General features: G+C 43.0%; 17 protein-coding genes. 11 read left to right on the top strand and 6 right to left on the bottom strand.

All coding sequences use genetic code 11. From position 1 onward, the window contains the following. Nucleotides 1–25: 25 nt before the first annotated feature. Both ACR63N_RS11445 and ACR63N_RS11440 read right to left on the bottom strand, forming a co-directional pair. The gene (locus ACR63N_RS11445) at nucleotides 26–1,639 is read right to left on the bottom strand and encodes a DUF2254 domain-containing protein (RefSeq protein ID WP_367105750.1); all 1,614 of its coding nucleotides are present in this window, start codon (nucleotides 1,637–1,639) and stop codon (nucleotides 26–28) included. 116 nt (nucleotides 1,640–1,755) lie between these two features. Next, a complete protein-coding gene (locus tag ACR63N_RS11440) occupies nucleotides 1,756–3,237 on the bottom strand; it encodes a YihY family inner membrane protein (RefSeq protein WP_367105751.1) in 1,482 nt (493 codons plus the stop codon). 260 nt (nucleotides 3,238–3,497) lie between these two features. Here ACR63N_RS11440 and wrbA point away from each other — a divergent pair, with 260 nt between their 5' ends. Together wrbA and ACR63N_RS11430 are read left to right on the top strand one after the other, a co-directional pair. Next, entirely contained in the window at nucleotides 3,498–4,124 is a 627-nt protein-coding gene (gene wrbA, locus ACR63N_RS11435) for an NAD(P)H:quinone oxidoreductase (protein WP_367107209.1), read from the top strand. 75 nt (nucleotides 4,125–4,199) lie between these two features. Beyond that, nucleotides 4,200–4,694, top strand: coding sequence for a hypothetical protein (locus tag ACR63N_RS11430; protein ID WP_472782044.1), 495 nt, complete (start codon nucleotides 4,200–4,202; stop codon nucleotides 4,692–4,694). A 141-nt stretch (nucleotides 4,695–4,835) separates the two neighbouring features. On the opposite strand, the gene ACR63N_RS11425 is transcribed toward ACR63N_RS11430, so the two are convergent. After that, nucleotides 4,836–5,594: a DUF3108 domain-containing protein gene (locus tag ACR63N_RS11425; RefSeq protein WP_367107208.1), complete on the bottom strand. Its 759-nt coding sequence runs from the start codon at nucleotides 5,592–5,594 to the stop codon at nucleotides 4,836–4,838. 472 nt (nucleotides 5,595–6,066) lie between these two features. Here ACR63N_RS11425 and ACR63N_RS11420 point away from each other — a divergent pair, with 472 nt between their 5' ends. Continuing rightward, nucleotides 6,067–6,357 (top strand): co-chaperone GroES, encoded by a 291-nt coding sequence (locus tag ACR63N_RS11420; protein WP_367105754.1) that lies wholly within the window; start codon nucleotides 6,067–6,069, stop codon nucleotides 6,355–6,357. 97 nt (nucleotides 6,358–6,454) lie between these two features. After that, nucleotides 6,455–8,104 carry a chaperonin GroEL gene (gene groL / locus ACR63N_RS11415; protein ID WP_367105755.1) on the top strand — a complete coding sequence of 550 codons (1,650 nt, stop codon included), beginning with the start codon at nucleotides 6,455–6,457 and terminating at the stop codon, nucleotides 8,102–8,104. A 101-nt stretch (nucleotides 8,105–8,205) separates the two neighbouring features. On the opposite strand, the gene yaaA is transcribed toward groL, so the two are convergent. Next, nucleotides 8,206–9,006, bottom strand: coding sequence for a peroxide stress protein YaaA (yaaA, locus tag ACR63N_RS11410; RefSeq protein WP_367105756.1), 801 nt, complete (start codon nucleotides 9,004–9,006; stop codon nucleotides 8,206–8,208). A gap of 457 nt (nucleotides 9,007–9,463) precedes the next feature. On the opposite strand from yaaA, the gene ACR63N_RS11405 reads away from it, so the two are divergent. The 6 genes from ACR63N_RS11405 to ACR63N_RS11380 all read left to right on the top strand — a co-directional run bounded on the left by ACR63N_RS11405 (nucleotide 9,464) and on the right by ACR63N_RS11380 (nucleotide 14,324). Then, nucleotides 9,464–10,618, top strand: a complete 1,155-nt coding sequence (locus ACR63N_RS11405; protein WP_367105757.1) for an NAD(P) transhydrogenase subunit alpha — start codon at nucleotides 9,464–9,466, stop codon at nucleotides 10,616–10,618. Nucleotides 10,619–10,733: 115 nt separating this feature from the next. Next, on the top strand, nucleotides 10,734–11,093 hold the full coding sequence (locus tag ACR63N_RS11400) for a proton-translocating transhydrogenase family protein (RefSeq protein ID WP_367105772.1): 360 nt from the start codon (nucleotides 10,734–10,736) through the stop codon (nucleotides 11,091–11,093). Between the two features lie 14 nt (nucleotides 11,094–11,107). Then, entirely contained in the window at nucleotides 11,108–12,490 is a 1,383-nt protein-coding gene (locus ACR63N_RS11395; protein ID WP_472782743.1) for an NAD(P)(+) transhydrogenase (Re/Si-specific) subunit beta, read from the top strand. A gap of 469 nt (nucleotides 12,491–12,959) precedes the next feature. After that, complete coding sequence (locus tag ACR63N_RS11390) at nucleotides 12,960–13,499, top strand: acyl-CoA thioesterase (protein WP_367107207.1); 540 nt, start codon at nucleotides 12,960–12,962, stop codon at nucleotides 13,497–13,499. A 76-nt stretch (nucleotides 13,500–13,575) separates the two neighbouring features. Further along, the gene (gene iscX, locus ACR63N_RS11385; RefSeq protein WP_367107206.1) at nucleotides 13,576–13,785 is read left to right on the top strand and encodes a Fe-S cluster assembly protein IscX; all 210 of its coding nucleotides are present in this window, start codon (nucleotides 13,576–13,578) and stop codon (nucleotides 13,783–13,785) included. Between the two features lie 65 nt (nucleotides 13,786–13,850). Next, nucleotides 13,851–14,324 carry a GyrI-like domain-containing protein gene (locus tag ACR63N_RS11380; RefSeq protein ID WP_367105761.1) on the top strand — a complete coding sequence of 158 codons (474 nt, stop codon included), beginning with the start codon at nucleotides 13,851–13,853 and terminating at the stop codon, nucleotides 14,322–14,324. 105 nt (nucleotides 14,325–14,429) lie between these two features. Here ACR63N_RS11380 and dapE read toward each other — a convergent pair whose 3' ends face one another. Beyond that, nucleotides 14,430–15,641 (bottom strand): succinyl-diaminopimelate desuccinylase, encoded by a 1,212-nt coding sequence (dapE, locus tag ACR63N_RS11375; protein WP_367107205.1) that lies wholly within the window; start codon nucleotides 15,639–15,641, stop codon nucleotides 14,430–14,432. A 177-nt stretch (nucleotides 15,642–15,818) separates the two neighbouring features. Further along, nucleotides 15,819–16,595 (bottom strand): 2OG-Fe(II) oxygenase, encoded by a 777-nt coding sequence (locus tag ACR63N_RS11370; RefSeq protein ID WP_367107204.1) that lies wholly within the window; start codon nucleotides 16,593–16,595, stop codon nucleotides 15,819–15,821. 111 nt (nucleotides 16,596–16,706) lie between these two features. On the opposite strand from ACR63N_RS11370, the gene ACR63N_RS11365 reads away from it, so the two are divergent. Next, nucleotides 16,707–17,591, top strand: coding sequence for a 23S rRNA (adenine(2030)-N(6))-methyltransferase RlmJ (locus ACR63N_RS11365; protein WP_472782043.1), 885 nt, complete (start codon nucleotides 16,707–16,709; stop codon nucleotides 17,589–17,591). Nucleotides 17,592–17,600 lie beyond the last annotated feature (9 nt).

Below are 17,600 nucleotides of genomic sequence, written 5' to 3'. Positions count from 1 at the left end.
TAGTTATAAGTTGTGAGTTAAAACGCTAGCTAGATTGGCTCTCTAGTGTCTTATGGATATGAGCAGAAAAACTACCAGTATATTCAAAGTGCTGATGCTGAGCAGAATCTCCTTCAATGAATTGCCGGGCTTGTCGACACATAGCAAACAAGTCGTCTACCAGCTCACTATAAGCAAGGTTTTCTTCTCCTGCGCGTTCAATCAAGGTTAGCTCACGCAGTAAAGTTTGCCGCTGCCCGTCATTGACGCAAGAGTAATTAAGATCAGTCATTGCCTGACACAGTGTTTTTAATACCATTAAATCAGCGGTCGCATAACGGCGTATATCCCCAAGTGAGGCATCAATAAAATCTGATATCTTTGGAGTCTTGGTAATAACTGCTAATATCGGTAGACGTGGCCGATTAGTAGTAATAGTTAAGTCATCATGATCATGGTCTGGAGTATAAAAGTGATAAGGACTGGGCGGCTGGCGGCGCATCATAACGCTCAAACAAATGGTTAGCGACTGGACACAACTAATAGCTGTTTTAGGGTCATTAGTCCCTGGCGATAGTGCTCGTATGGCGATTTCAGTCACCTGTCCTAAGCTATAAGCAATATCATTAGAATGAGTAGGCCTGCGCACTAGGTCGACACAAGCGCTCAGACGCTGCCAAAAGTTGCCATCAGGGCGGCGCGCTAAAAGAGCCAGATTTGAGGTCTTAGTTTTTTGTAAATGGCTGACTTGATCGTCTGGGCGCTGATAAAAATAGCCGATGATATTTCGATCTGTGACAAAGTCGCCAAGATTAGTGTGCAGCCGTATAATGCCGCCATAGTCTTTGGCTAGAGCAACTACTGATTCGACGTAGATTTGCTGCAGGTAACCTGAGTGCGGCGCGTAAATAGGGGTAGCTGGCCACTGCTTATACTGTTCTATGTCTACTTGTTCTACATCACGCTGGTGTTGAACATCACAATACTTGCCATACCAATAATCGATATTTTCCATAGCATCGTCGCTGGCATGCTGAATGACGTGTGAGGCTTGAATAGCATGCACCATATGTTGAATAAAATATACCAGTAATAAGGCACAGCTAATAGCCATAATAATTGCGAAAGTTACCGCTAATTGCGGTACGCCAAAAGCCACATCTTGCTTATGAATAGCTTTTAGTACCAGTAAACTATAGCTAAAGGTGCCAATAAAAGCGCCTAGAACTAACTGGTTGGAGGTATCTGTCAAAAAATTACGCAGTAGTCTGGGACCAAATTGCGATGAGGCCATGGACAAAACAGCAATAGTAATTGAAAAGGTGGTACCAGCAACGCCTAATACCGCACCAGCTATAGCGGTCATGATAGCGCGCGCGGCTGCATCACTGCCAGTAAAAGCAAAACCAATTTCTTTGACTGCTTTGCGATCAAAGTGCTCGTCAATAGCTATTAACAGCGGCGCTAACAAAATACCTAATAGCACACAAGCTGTTGGAATAAACCAGTAAGACCCAATCAATTGTTGCCACAAGTTTTTTAGCCGTTCAGGCAAACTGGCCAAAGTATCAGTTGACCATAAATAAGAAAATTGCTTTAGCCCTTGTATGCCAGTTGCTATCGTCTTTTCAAGCAGTGATTTTTTAGTAGAGTTGGGCACTGCTGTAGCCTCCAAAGTACTTAGAAAAATAGAATGTCACTTTTTTATTGTTAATTTCTTAGATTGTAGTTTAGATAAACTTTTAATTTAAACGTTTATCTAAACTGTTTTATAGTTTATAGATACTTAGCCCGCTGCGGATTATCATCTTCAGTAATAACATTGTTCTTATTATCAGCGCTACCCGGTATCAATACCTCATTGTTATCCTTATCAGCTATTAAATGGCTGTCTTCATCATAAGCTGCAGGCTCGAGATATACGTCACTTTTGTCGTTCTCGTCTTTGGAGTTGGTTTTGGATACAGCAGGCTTACTAGATGAATTGTCGGATGACTTCTTGCGAGGTTCAATATGAGCAAAGATCTCAGCTAAGGGCAAATTAAGCTGTCTCTTGGCATAATCTTCGGTATTTTCAAATCTACTAACCAACATATTCAACCAAGCCTTTTGACTGTGAGGCTCAATCTCATCAAGCTCATCTTTGATCGGTAGGGGGTAGGGCAGAGTACGATAAAAGTCCCATAGCGTCATCTGACTCAAATCTCTTTTGAGCACATATTCATCGTTGTCTGTGGTCGTAATCAGGTTGCTGTCTTTGAGGTAATTGATATAAATATACCACTTTGGCAGCTCTTTTCGGCCTAGTACATTACGCAGCTCTTGCTCGCTTACCGCCTCGCCTTTGACATGATAGGTGTAAACCAAATTTAGCATATCTAGTAAGCTTAGGAGGGGATGGCGAGGATGCACCTCTTTAGTCTCAAAAATAGTCAGAGTGTAGCTAATCTCAACCCCTAATAAAATCAAATTCCAAGATAAATAGATCCATAACAAGAAGATCGGCAGCGCAGCAAAAGCACCATAAATCGCTTCGTAGCTGGTAAAGTTAGTCATCACTGCGCCAAAGATGTGTTTAAGTAGTTCAAAAACAATAGCGACAATAACGCCTGCGATGGCAGCATTTTTAAAAGGTACTCGTGCTTTGGGGATAAACCAATACATTCCCATAAATCCCGCCATCGTAATACCGATAGAGGCCATTTGCACCCAAAAAGACCAATCAATTCCGTAGCCTGCAATTTGACGATTCAAAAAACTCAGACTTTGTACCGTACTAGAGGCGATAAAAGCGGTACCCAGTACAATCGGTCCCATGGTAACGATCGTCCAATAACGCAGCATACTTTTAATGCCACCAGAACGATCTTCTACCCGCCAAATCTGATTAAAAGCACGTTCAATAGTCGTTAGGGTCATGATCGTCGTGACGAATAAAATCACAATACCAATAGCGGTTAGATTGGTTGATTTTTCAGCAAAATTGTTAATATATTTACTGACCTGTAGGCTTGACTGCGGTAACAGGTTACTATAAATAAGATCATAAATTTGTGCTCTTACGGAAGCTAGCGCTGGCACAGAAGATAAAATCATCAATAATACTGTCAATATCGGCACGATTGACAGCATAGTGGTATAAGTTAAGGAAGCCGCCTTTTGCTGGCAGTCGTCCTCGAAGAAATGCCGCGTCAAAAATTTTAGGAACTGAAACCAACGCTGCTGCAAAAAAGGGAACTTTTTTGATAAGTTTTCCATATGAACCATTTAGAAAGCGTAAATATGACCACATTGTAACAAAAATGTAAGGTTAGCATCTGCCAATTATTTGTTTTACAAGCCTCAAATCGATCATTTGCATGTCTGCTTCGGAGTCGGGCATAATGTAGACAGTTTTATAGCCTATTCACTGAAGGCTTTAGTGCCGTTGCTCGTTGGTAACGTCGCTATTGCTATCAACGAATGGCTACTTTAATAAAACCTAGAGCTTAAAGTAAATTTAAAAGGAAATACGGTTAATGAGTCAAACTACCACGCATGCGCCTTACATATTGGTACTGTATTATTCTAGTCACGGTACGACCAAGACGTTAGCTTATGCTATCGCTCAAGGTATTGAAGAGGCGGGCGTAACCGCACGTATTCGCACAGTGCCAATGGTGGCTCCTGAAACCACAGCTAGCAAGCCTGCGATCCCAGATGAGGGCGATTTGTATTGTACGATGGATGATCTCAAAGACTGTATGGGACTTGCACTTGGTAGCCCAACTCACTTTGGCAACATGGCGGCACCCATGAAGTATTTTTGGGACAATACCGTTACTATTTGGCTGGCAGGTAATTTGCAAAACAAACCTGCTTCAGTATTCACCGCCACAGGCTCCATGCACGGCGGACAAGAAACCACGCTACTGACGATGATGTTGCCTCTTATACATCACGGCATGATGATAGTCGGTCTACCTTACGGGGAGCCTGCGCTTGGACGTACCAGTCGCGGCGGTACGCCTTATGGAGCTAGCCATGTTAGCGGTACCGCGCATGACCAGCCTGTCTCTGAGGATGAGCGCGAACTGGCAGTGGCACAAGGTCGCCGTCTCGCTATTAGTGCTAAAGCATTAGCGCAAGTAGAATGGAGCCGCTAAATAATTATTACGAGCTGGTTTTAGTGTTAATTGAAAAACAAGCTGCTCATCTAACTTAGGGAACCATCGCTGCTGATGCCAAATCACTCTGATCTACCTGATAGCCCAATAACTACAAATTCTGCTAGTACAGAACCGGCGGCGAACCGTGAGACAGCTAAACCTATTACTCCAATGCGTCAGCGTTTGCTAGTAACTTGGCTTATTTGGCTGGGGTATCGTCTGCTCGTATTGCCAGTGTTGATTAGTGTTTTTAACCCTAGCAATCCTGATATTGTAGGGGGTATCTTTTGGTACGGTCTGTGGTTGCTCCCTGCTTTTATTTTAACGCCAGTGATCGTGCGTGGGCGTTCGCCTTATTTATTATTGGTAGGCAGCATGTTGACTTTAGTGTATTTGGGCGCAAGCGGCGTGGTTTTGTTTACGCGCCTCTACGGTAGCAGCGCCGCTGAGATTTTAGTTTGTGGGCTCGATTTTTTGCTACTACTACTCATTAATACTTGGCTATTTTTACTACTAAAGCGCCTACCGTCGATGAATAACGTCGTTAAGCAGCCACGCTCGCGTTAAACCACGTCTTTTTAAAGTAAACGATAGCGGTTCTCTTAACTTTAGAATCTAAAAAAGGCGGCGCTCTATACACTAGAGCGCCGCCTTTTTATTGACTTAGTTTTGTTTATCTATCTAACTATCTAACAAAGCAAAGCTCGCTTAGTTGACTTTGGTTAATTCCAAGTCCATTTTTTTACCATCGTTAATCTGGCTCACTTTCACGGGTAGATAATCTAAGCTTGGTGCCAGCCAAAAACTGGTAGAGCGACTATCGCCGTCGTGGATGCGATCCACACGTACGGTATCAAAAGTACCAGCAGGCACGGTAATTTGAGTATTACCAGACTTTTTAAATGGGGTACTCTCAATTTTATTCTTTTTAGCCATATAGTAATTGCCAGAGAATTTACCATTCAATAAGTCTTGACGGATTTGCACCTCAAGGCTCAAATCATCAAAAGCTTGCTGCGCCATGTTCATCGTCGTCGATTTACCTTTGTAAGTACTGACAACTTGGTTGGTACTAGGATTGAAATCAAGCTTATGCGTGCGCCCAATGCCTAATAGCTTATAAGTAGTGCTAGCTTGAGTCGGCGTGACATTATTGCCAACGATAGTAAAAGCACTGTTTTGTGCAGCACTTGCAACGCCTGCCACACGCGCGTTTACATTATACTTCCAAACATTACCTGACTTGCTCAAGGTGCGAGTGGCAGAGCCGTTGTATTTATCTTCAACGGTAAAATTATAACTGGCCGTTGAAGGTTGCACAGTTTTGGCAGTAGCAAGAGTAGGGGCAGTCATACTTAAAGCTCCTATGGCAGCAATACTGATGCCGGTTGTAAAGGTGGATAAAAATTTGGAGTGACGAGATTTTATATTATTAGTATCAGTTTTTATAGTTGATAAGACTGTCATGGATGATCCTTAATTATTTTATTCTAAATGAAATAAATTTATTCGCTAACTTTTTTAAAGTATTTATAGCTGTTATTTTGTTCTCAAATCTTATGATGGTCATATCCTGTTACATTTTCAAGGGTAACCGCAGAGTTAGGCGTATTATCTTGTAGCTGATGTAACTAGAAAGCGTGGACTAGCTATCATAAGTAACCCTCTGTAAGCAGAGTTGCTAGCTCAACTGAATTTGTAAACACTTTAAAACTGCATTCTTAGAGCAGCATTCTTATAAATATTTTGTTTTTACACTTGAAGCACTCCTACCTTGCCCCCACTTTTGGAGACAAGCTCAACGCATATCTATAGAATCTATTTTTGAGAGCTATTTTTAGAAAAAGGCTTTTAAATTAAGGTCTTTCAGGTATTAGCATTGAGACTACTAAACCAAATAAACCCTTAACGTAAACAACCAAATTTTGGAGTCATCTCGATGAATATTCGTCCTTTACATGACCGTATTGTCGTCCGCCGCATAGAAGAAGAAACAAAAACTGCTGGCGGTATTTTATTGCCAGGTTCAGCGCAAGAAAAGCCATCACAAGGTGAAATATTAGCCACTGGTAATGGCCAGATCCGTGATAATGGCGAAACTCGCGCGTTAGATGTAAAAGTTGGCGACAAAGTATTGTTCGGTCAGTATGCCGGTCAAACGGTTAAAGTTGACGGTGAAGAACTACTCATTATGAAAGAGTCTGACGTATTAGGTGTGTTAGAAGGTTAGTTTGATTAGCTTTTTCTAAGCACTGTTTTTATAGGTACTATTTTTATAAGTACTAACTTTATTAAAATAAAATTATTATATATTGGAGTAATTTAACATGGCAAAAGACGTAAAGTTTGGCATTGATGCTCGTAAACAGATGATGGACGGCGTAAACATTTTAGCAAACGCTGTACGTGTTACTTTAGGCCCCAAAGGTCGTAACGTGGTTATCGACAAGTCGTTTGGCGCACCAACCATTACTAAAGATGGGGTTTCGGTCGCTAAAGAGATTGAGCTTGAAAACAAGTTTGAAAACATGGGCGCGCAATTGGTACGTGAAGTCGCTAGTCGCACTAATGACGTCGCTGGTGATGGTACAACTACCGCAACAGTACTTGCTCAATCAATCTTGCAAGAAGGCATGAAATCAGTCGCCGCTGGCATGAACCCTATGGATCTTAAGCGCGGTATCGACAAAGCGGTACGCGAAGCGGTTAAGCAGATCCATGAGTTATCAACCCCAGCTGACGATCACAAAGCGATCGCGCAGGTCGGTTCCATCTCTGCCAACTCAGATCCTAAGATTGGCGAGCTGATCTCACAAGCTATGCAAAAAGTGGGCAAGCAAGGCGTAATCACCGTTGAGGAAGGTTCAAGCTTTGAAGATACCTTAGAAGTCGTTGAAGGTATGCAGTTTGACCGTGGTTATATCAGCCCGTACTTTGCTAATAAGCAAGACAGTCTGACTGCTGAATTTGAAAACCCATATATCTTATTGGTTGACAAAAAAATCAGCAACATCCGTGAGATCGTGCCTTTACTTGAGCAAGTCATGCAACAAAGCAAGCCACTGCTAATTATTGCTGAAGATGTTGAAAACGAAGCATTGGCTACTTTAGTAGTAAACAACATGCGCGGCGGCCTAAAAACTTGTGCGGTTAAAGCACCAGGATTCGGCGATCGCCGTAAAGCCATGTTAGAGGATATCGCAACGCTAACTGGCGGTACTGTGATCTCAGAAGAGATTGGCCTAAGCCTAGAGACGGCGACTATCGAGCAGCTCGGTACGGCTAAAAAGGTTACTGTTGGTAAAGAGAACACTGTAATCGTTGATGGCGCTGGTCAAAAGACGGACATCGAGAATCGTGTTGAGTCTATCAACCGCCAAATTGAAGAGTCTACTTCTGACTACGATAAAGAAAAGCTTCAAGAGCGCGTGGCTAAACTTGCTGGCGGTGTTGCCGTTATCAAAGTAGGAGCCGCGACTGAAACTGAGATGAAAGAGAAGAAAGATCGTGTTGATGATGCCTTGCATGCGACTCGTGCAGCGGTTGAAGAAGGTGTGGTTCCTGGCGGCGGTGTGGCACTAGTGCGCGCTATGAATGCCTTGTCTGAGCTTAAAGGCGATAACGACGACCAAGACGCTGGTATCAACATCTTACGCCGTGCGATGGAAGCACCACTACGTCAAATCGTTACCAACTCTGGTGAAGAAGCCTCAGTAGTTGTTAACGCTGTCAAGCAAGGTAGCGGTAACTACGGTTATAACGCTGCTTCTGGCGAATATGGCGATATGCTGGAGATGGGTATCCTAGATCCTGCCAAAGTAGCACGTTCAGCACTTGAGAACGCCGCTTCTGTCGCAGGTTTGATGCTTACGACCGAAGCGATGATCACCGACTTACCAGAAGGTGATGATCCAATGGCTGGCATGGGCGCTGGCGGTGGTATGGGCGGCATGGGTGGTATGGGCGGCATGATGTAATCAGCTCTTTACCCTGTAATGCTTAGCAGTTAGAAAAATAAAACCCCGATAGGCTTTGGCTTATCGGGGTTTTTTATATGAATTCGATAAAATCTTAGATTCTACTGATCCTTTTCATCGCGCCGAAAAGTCCACGTCTTGTCATCAGATTCACTGTCCACATAGTAATACCCTGCCAAATCAAACCCCTTGAGCTGTTCAGCATCCGTCAATTTATTTTCAGCGGCGTATTTTACCATTAGGCCACGCGCTTTTTTGGCATAAAAGCTGATCACTTTATACTGACCGTTTTTTTGGTCTTCAAATCTTGGCGTAATGATTTGCGCATCGAGTGCTTTCTTCTTCACCACTTTAAAATATTCATTAGAGGCAAGATTGATTAGCACTTTATCTTCGTTGTTCGCCATCTGATTGTTGATAGCTTCGGTAATTTGCTCGCCCCAAAACTCATATAAATTATCACCGCGCTCATTGTTAAGCTTAGTGCCCATCTCAAGCCGATAAGGCTGTATTAGATCAAGCGGCTTTATAATGCCATAGAGTCCTGACAAGATACCCAGATGTTCATTAACATAAGTGGCAGTGTCTTTATCCATATTGTACATATCAAGACCACTATAAACATCGCCATCAAACAAGTAGCCCGCAGGTTTGGCATTATCGTTAGTGAAGGGCTTTTCTTGGCTCCATTGCCACTCCTGATTACGGTTAGCGTTAAGCTGCGCCAGATCATCAGAGATACCCATCAGCTCTTGCAGGTCAATAGGCTCTTTTGCTTTTAATGTTTTCATCAAGACTTGCGACTGCTCAATAAGTACAGGCTGACTATGATAATTACCAAGATTTAATGGCACAGCATCCGTCTCATTTAATGATTTGGCAGGGGACAATAAAAAATACATCAGTGCTCCTCTCTAATAATACGATCTATTTATACCATAGCTCTACCATACCACACAGATGACAAAAGCAACATGCACCTTTCAAACTACAGTTTGTACCGTTATCTAGCTGTCTTGTCATAGGCAGGGCTAATTTTAGACTAATATAAAATAAATAGTATCTTTACAATAACAATTTTAAATACAATAATAAAAGTTATAGTGATGGTAAAGAGATTAACTTTTTATTTACTTATGAGTCATCATTTGACAATGAAAGGTAGGTAGAAATGTCTCTATAATAAAAAAAGGTGATGAGAAGTGTATTGTCATTTATTATATTGATAGTCTTTGGTTCAACTCTTTATATTGAAGCCCAAGCTTAATATTAAGATCGAACTAAAGATTTTTTACGCCATACGTTTTATAAAAAGTCAGACATGTATAGGCCAAAAGTATTCGGATGCGAGGAGACGGTATGAAAATCGGTGTTATCAGTGCAGATAGTGCTCGTGAGAGCCGCGTAGCAATTACCCCAGATGCGGTCAAAAAGCTACGTAAGCTTGGATTTGAAGTAGTCATACAGTCAGGCGCAGGTCTTGGAGCCTTTTATACTGATGATAGTTACAAGACTGCTGGCGGTGAGATTGCAGCAAGCAGCACTGATGTTATTACCCAGTCTCAGATCATTACTACCGTCGATGATCTGCCCGCAGCGTTGACAGAGCAGTTGACCTCAGGACAAATCATTGTTGGAATGCTTGATCCTTACCGTAATACTCAGCTCGATACTTACGCAGCTAAAGGCGTCACTGCCTTTGCCATGGAGCTATTACCTCGCACCTTATCACGCGCGCAAAATATGGATGTGCTGTCCTCACAAGCCAACCTTGCTGGCTACAAAGCTGTACTCCTAGCCGCCAACGAATACTCGCGTCCTTTTCCAATGTTTATGACCTCAGCAGGTACCGTTAAGCCCGCTAAAGTCGTGATTTTGGGCGTTGGTGTGGCAGGTCTGCAAGCGATTGCGACGGCCAAGCGTTTAGGGGCAGTAGTTGAAGCCAGTGACCTGCGTCCTACGGCAAAAGAGCAAGTGGAGTCTTTGGGCGGTAAATGGTTGGATGTGCCAATGAGCGATGAGGAAGCGCAAAAAGCCAAATCGACAGGCGGTTATGCGTGGACGCCCTCGGAGCAGTATATGAAAGACCAAGCCATCGTTGTAGATAAAGCGCTGAGTAATGCTGATATTGTCATAACTACAGCGCAAATTCCGGGTCGTCAAGCACCACGTTTGGTACACAAAGCCACGCTAGATAAGATGAAAGCTGGTTCTGTCCTTATAGATATGGCGGCGGGTACGGGCGGTAATGTAGAAGGTAATGTTGCTGATGAAACTATCACCACTGATAATGGGGTGCGTATCGTTGGTGCTGCCAACATACCGTCTATGCTCGCTGCGCAGTCATCGGATCTATATGCCAACAACTTAGTCAATTTTATTACCACGCTGATTGCCTCCGATGACGCAGCAGATACTACGGCACCGAACACACTAGCCCTGGATATGGAAGATGAGATTCAAGGCGCATTAGCGGTCACGCATGATGGCCAAGTACGCCTTGCAAAACGTTAAGTCTTGTAAGACTCAATCCTGTGAGACTCATAACCAAGTTTGCCAGTGATGAATAAATTTTTAGGAGGATAAGATGATTGCCAGTATTTTAGCGGCGGCATCAGCCGGCGCGGCCATGGGCAATACCCCATTCGTAGCAATTTTTACCGTATTTGTACTTGCCATTTTTGTGGGTTATTACGTGGTCTGGGGCGTGACCCCAGCACTGCATACGCCGCTAATGGCAGTGACTAACGCCCTATCTAGTATTGTCATCGTCGGCGCTATTTTGCAGACGGTGACTATCGATGGTGAGGTATTTACGGCTACTAGTCTCATTGGTGCCTTTGCTGTCTTTTTAGCCAGTATTAATATCTTTGGTGGCTTCTCAGTGACTGAGCGTATGCTGTCTATGTTTAAGCCTAAACCCAAAAAGGTAGCTACGCCAGTTACTGATGCTAGTGATACTTTAAGTGAGAAGGGAGGCAATGTATGAGCAACTTTTCAGCGATGATTGCCGCTAATGCCGACTGGTTTTATTTAGTCGGCGCTATTTTATTCGTCTTGACCTTACGTGGACTCTCAAGCCCAAAGACGGCTATTCGCGGTAACCGCATGGGTATGGTAGCGATGGCGATTGCTGTCATTACTACCTTTTTCTTAGCCGAAGGTCCTATCATGTGGATGATCATCGGTGCCATGGTATTAGGCGCTGCTGTTGGTATTTGGAAATCAAGAACCGTTGCGATGACACAAATGCCAGAAACGGTCGCTTTGATGCACTCCTTAGTCGGTCTAGCGGCGGTTGCTATTGCGCTGGCAACGGTTCTGCATTCTGATCAAGAGTACAATACTGTCACGCGCCTAGAGCTATTTATTGGTTGCTTTATCGGTGCAATTACCTTTTCAGCCTCGGTTTTTGCTTTTGGTAAACTTGCTGCTAAGAGCTGGGCGAAAACGGTCAATGGTAGTTGGGTCAAACCCGTACAAGCCATCTTATTTATCGCTATGATAGGCTTTGGCGCGGTATATTTTATTACCGACTCCTTACCTGCTTTTTATGTCATGACTGTATTAGCTATCGCTTTTGGTTGGATGTGGATTGCGCCTATTGGCGGCGGTGATATGCCAGTTGTTGTGTCATTATTGAACTCATTCTCAGGCTGGGCCGCGGCAGGTATTGGTTTTACGCTGGGTAACTCCATGCTTATTATCGCAGGCTCGCTTGTTGGCTCATCGGGTGCAATTCTATCTTACATTATGTGTAAGGCGATGAATCGCTCATTAATCAACGTCTTATTTGGCGGTATAGGCACTGCAGCAGTAGCAAGTGGCGCTGATGACGGCGTACCAAAGAACTACAAGTCAGGCTCAGCAGAAGATGCTGGCTTTTTGATGTCTAATGCTAGCGACGTCATTATCGTACCGGGTTATGGTATGGCTCAAGGCCGCGCGCAAAACGCAGTCAAAGAGTTGTATGAGCTGCTAAAAGAAGAGGGCGTCAATGTCCGCTTCGCTATTCACCCGGTTGCAGGTCGTATGCCTGGGCATATGAACGTTTTGCTAGCCGAAGCAGACGTACCTTATGATGACATTATGGAGATGGATGAGATCAACTCGGACTTTGCCAGCACCGATGTGGTACTGGTTATTGGTGCTAACGACGTGGTGAATCCGTCGGCAAAAGATGATCCAACCTCGCCTATCTTTGGTATGCCAATTCTGGAGGTTACCAAAGCACAAACGGTGATGGTCATCAAGCGCTCAATGAGTACAGGTTACGCGGGTCTTGATAACAGTCTGTTCTACATGGATAAAACCATGATGATCTTTGGTGATGCCAAAAAGATGGTCGAAGAGATGGTACGCAGTATTAACGGCGGTGGTCATTAATACTTTGGCTTGATTATCATAGTAGTCGCCAGCGTCTAGGTTGATAGCTATTTAATATTAATAATGATGCTAATATAGTCCATAACAGCGCAAAGATTTAATACACTAAAAGTCACTCAGGTGACTTTTTTTGCGTTAAGGTATGCCGCAATTTGGGCGTGTTGAACATTCAAATATTAGGACTGCTGATAGCTAAAATTGCACCAAACCTTTATTAGAATGGGCATAAACCGAAGATAATGTCGAGACCTTAGCTAGGTTTATAACACCGTTTGGGGTGATTTTAGCATCATCCTTTCAGGGCGAGACTATTTTTTGTCAATACATGGCGAAATTGTCTATCCTAGAATGACTAGGCTTCGAAAATTTCACTGCGTATTGCCCAAAAAATAGCACCCGCCAGTGCCATATTTGAATATTCAACACGCCCTATAATCAACGACAAAATAGACCTTAAGAGAGCTTTTTTATGAACATGTTGATACGTTTTTTTATTATGTATGGTCTACTACAACAGCAGCTCAAGCACCAGTCCGCTCGCCCGCGACTTAGCGAAGAGACACTAAGCACACCGAGTGTCCGTCACTATCGGGTATTGCCACACGACATGGGTTTTCGCGATCATCTGCCCAACTATCGCTATCTATCATTTATTGAGCTTAACGTGACGCGCTGGCTAATAGCCTGTTGTCATCAAAAAGGCATGAAAACCTTAGACTGGGTTATCGCTATGCAAGAGATGGTTTATCTAAAAGAGATTAAATTTTTGGATAAAATGACGCTTAGTAGTCAGCTTGCCGGCTGGGATCATAAGTACATTTATTTTGAACATCGGTTTTTTGTAAAAAACCAGCTTATGAGCGTGGGAATGAGTAAGTTTGTATTAATGGATAAAAAGGAAAAACGCGCGCCAGCAGTGCTTGATATGTTTGGAGAGCAGTTAACTGATGTGATCAATACGTGGAATAAACATCAAGCCGCGGTTAAATCTGCGCCCTACAAAAGCTAAGCTATATTCAATCGGCAAATTTTGCTAGGATAACAACTATCATATTATAAATTCTAACTACCACTAAGGAGTAATTATGACCCCGCAAAAACTAAAATGGACCGACAGCCTAGATATCGCTATTGAACTTGCTGAAAAATTTCCTGAAACTGATCCGCAATATGTGCGCTTCACAGACTTGCATCGTTGGGTAACAGAACTTGAAGGCTTTGACGATGATCCGCAAAGATCAAATGAAGGTATTTTAGAGGCGATTCAGATGAACTGGATTGATGAAGCAGATTAGTTATTAATCAGCAAAAATTCGCCTACCTGATAAGCATTTTTATACATAATATTATAGAGATTATAATGACCGTTAATGCCAAGACACTCACTGAAACCATAGCATGCCAAGGCTTGAGTGTGAGAACTACTAACCAAGCCGAATTAAACCCCAGCACGGCAAAAATGGGTAAATTATGGTTAACTTTCTATCAAACGATTTTTTCTAAACTGCCAGCGGGTAGCGCTGCTTATGGTATTTATCATAACTACGAAAGTGATGCGAATGGCGCTTTCGATGTGACTGCCAGCTGTCAGCAGGATATGAACGTTGATAGTGATAATAATCTAAATTTGCAAATAGTAACTATTCCAGAAGGCAAGTATCTGGTATTTAGTGAGCAAGGTATGATGCCTGCAGCAGTGATTACCGCTTGGCAAAAGGTTTGGTCGTATTTTAATAGCTCAGATTGTGAGCATGCCCGCCTTTATAACGTTGATTTTGAACATTATGTGAGTCAGTTTCAAGTTGATGTTTATATTGGTATTGAGCAGAAGTAATATCAAATACAATAGATAAATAATAACAGCCTACGCAAACTAAAAAGCGTTACTTATTGGATAAGTAGCGCTTTTTTTAAGTCATAATAAACGGGTTAAGTAAAATTAGTCTAACAATAAATTCTCCAAAATTCCCTCATAAATTTGCGCAAGCTTACCTAAATCATCTACTTCGACCTTTTCATCGACTTGATGAATAGTGGCGTTACGTACGCCAAGCTCAACGACTTGGGCACCCGTTGGCGCAATAAAACGACCATCGGAGGTGCCGCCAGAGGTAGATAAGGTAGCGTCCGTATCGGTCACTGCCTTAATAGCTTGCTGGCAAGCTGAAACCAGTTTACCTTCGGGGGTTAAAAACGGCTGACCCGATAACTTCCAGTGGATATCATAACTCGCTGTACTGTCTTTGAAATGTTTATCAAAGATAGCATGGGTTTTTGCTCTTAATTCTTCCTCAGTTGTCTCTGTTGAGAAGCGAAAGTTAAAGATCGCCTCTAATGTTTCTGGAATAACGTTGGTTGCACCTGTACCGCTATTAATATTGGAGATTTGCAAGGAGGTCGCTGGAAAATAGTCGTTGCCGTTGTCCCATTTAGCTGCAGTTAATTCAGATAATGCTGCCATCGCCGCATGAATAGGGTTGGAAGCCAGATGCGGATAAGCAACATGACCTTGTTTTCCTGTTACCGTTAGCACTGCGCCCAATGAGCCACGGCGACCATTTTTAATGATATCGCCGAGCGTATCGGTGCTGGAAGGCTCACCGACGAGGCAATAAGTGATTTTTTCTTGGCGAGCTTCTAAAGCTTCGATGACTTTTACCGTGCCATTGATGGATGGGCCTTCTTCATCGGAGGTAATAAGCATGGCAATAGAGCCATTATGCTCAGGATGATTGGCAACGAAACGCTCGGCGGCAATCGTAAAAGCGGCAATGCCTGTTTTCATATCAGCGGCACCACGTGCCCATAAATAACCATCAGCGATAGTTGGCGTAAAGGGTGGATAAGTCCAATTTTTTACATCGCCAGTCGGTACGACATCAGTATGACCTGCAAAACAAATAACTGGATCGCTACTTCCGCGTCTTGCCCAAAGGTTTTTAACCTCAGCATGTTCGCCACTTTGCTGCTTATCACCGAAGAACATAAACTCACAATCAAAGCCTGCTTGCTCTAAGCGTTCTGACAATATATCTTGGCAGCCGTCATCATCAGGAGTTACTGAGAGGCGTTCAAGTAGGGCGATGCTTAAGTCTAAGGTTGCTTTTTGATGGGTAGATTGCTGGGGAGTTTGAGTACTAGAGTCAGACATAAATAAACCTTTTATATTGTAAATTGAATTATTAATCCGCGCTCAACTATTTATTATTACTAGCGTAGGCTGGGTTTTTAACCCAACTTTGAAACTCTGTAAAATCAAAATGCTGGGTTAAAAACCCAGTCTGCAATAGTTTATGACAAGTTAAGAGCCAGTTATTAATGTTATCTATTAATTATCATTTTCAACAAACGGCACCAAGCCATCACGGCGCATCCATGTGGCAATTGAGTAACGCTGACGATGCGCGATTTGAACCTGATGCTGCAGGTCACTATCAAATATGATTAAGCGATTGGTAACTGGCATAACCGTATGATAGATACTATGATTATCGACAATCTCTAGCGCGCCGCCGTCATCAGCTGTCCAATCGTCGTTCAAATAAAAAACGGCTGATAACACGCGCTCATTGCGTCCAGCAGGGTTATCGCTGTGCCACTGGTAACCAAAACCTGGTGGATAACAAGCATAGTGTGCTTCACTGTGGCGAATACCTGTAAACAGCGTGCGGTTGAGTAAAGAGGCCAGCGCATTGATACTTTGTAAGTAGTAAAATCCAGCAAAGAAGTTTTTGGTAATCCAGCGAATCCTGTCACCGCGTATGTCGCTGATACGAATACCAGCGGTAAGCTGAGCATCACGGTAATCAATAAAACCACCCTCCGCTTGTAAAGCTAATAAGGCCTTAGTTGCAAAAATATCATCAATAACCGTCCAGCCGTCATCAGCAAGCTTATCTAATTTATCGTCGTCAAGCTTATCCTCCCAATTCACTTCGAAGTCAGATAATTGCAGCACCTTTTGCGTTAAGTTACTTGCTTCACTAGTATTAGTACAGTTATTGGGAGTAAGAAGCGGAGGATTATCTCGGCCTATAGGATTATCGAGCGCAGCCGTCGTCAAGCTCGAATCTTTTGCATCAAGATTACTAATAATTACGGTCATCTCATCATTACCTTTATGTGAGTCAGTACCTTTATTACTAAAACCATCGTTATCTTTTGTGCTTCCTATGCTACCATAGATGCACTTTTTCTTATTTAAACTTTTGCTACTATGAATTATAAACATGCCTATCATGCCGGTAATTTTGCCGATGTGGTCAAACACATTTTACTTGTGCAACTGCTCAATCAATTAAGCCAAAAGAATAAACCTTTTTATGTACTTGATGCCTATGGTGGTCGCGGTCTGTACTCTCTTAGTAGTGAAGAGGCACGCAAAACGGGTGAAGCCGATGGTGGTATTAAAGCCTTATCAAAGCTCGATGAGGCTGATATAGAACAAGCACCTGCAGCCATTAAAGACTATATGGAAGGTATCAAGCAAGCTCGTTCTACTTATGATAATAAAGTTTACCCCGGTTCTCCATGGTGGATTGCGCATCATGTTGAAAAGTATCCTGATCTAGGGGTGCGCGGTGAAGCGTTTGAGGCCAAAGCAAGTGAGTATGATGCGCTCAACTATCAGCTACATAAACTACCGATTGGTATTCATCATCGCGACGCTTTTGAAGGTGTTACTGCCGTTATTCCACCCGCTGAGCGCCGTGGTCTGATTTTCCTTGATCCGCCATATGAGCAAGAACACAAAGACTTTACGCGGCTGATTAATTTGTTAGTCGCTGCTTATACCAAGTGGCCACAAGGTACGTATGCTTTATGGTTTCCTATTAAGAATATTGAAGCGGTCGAGCTGTTTTATAAGAAGCTAAAACGTACTGATATTAGACGTCAGCTGATTTGCGAGCTGAACATTTATCCAAACGACGTTGCGGTGGGTTTAAACGGTACGGGTATGCTGATTATTAATCCGCCCTGGCAGTTTGATAATCATGCTCGCGAGATATTACGCTTTTTACAGCCGGTATTAAAAGTTGCTGATGCGCCAAATCTATCAGCCGACAGTGCGACTAATGTGCGCTGGCTGGTTGGCGAATAAGGATATTGT

It is taken from the genome of Psychrobacter sp. M4, assembly GCF_055699795.1.
Note: the sequence above shows the minus strand (reverse complement) of the source record. Positions and strands in the feature narration are given on the sequence as shown.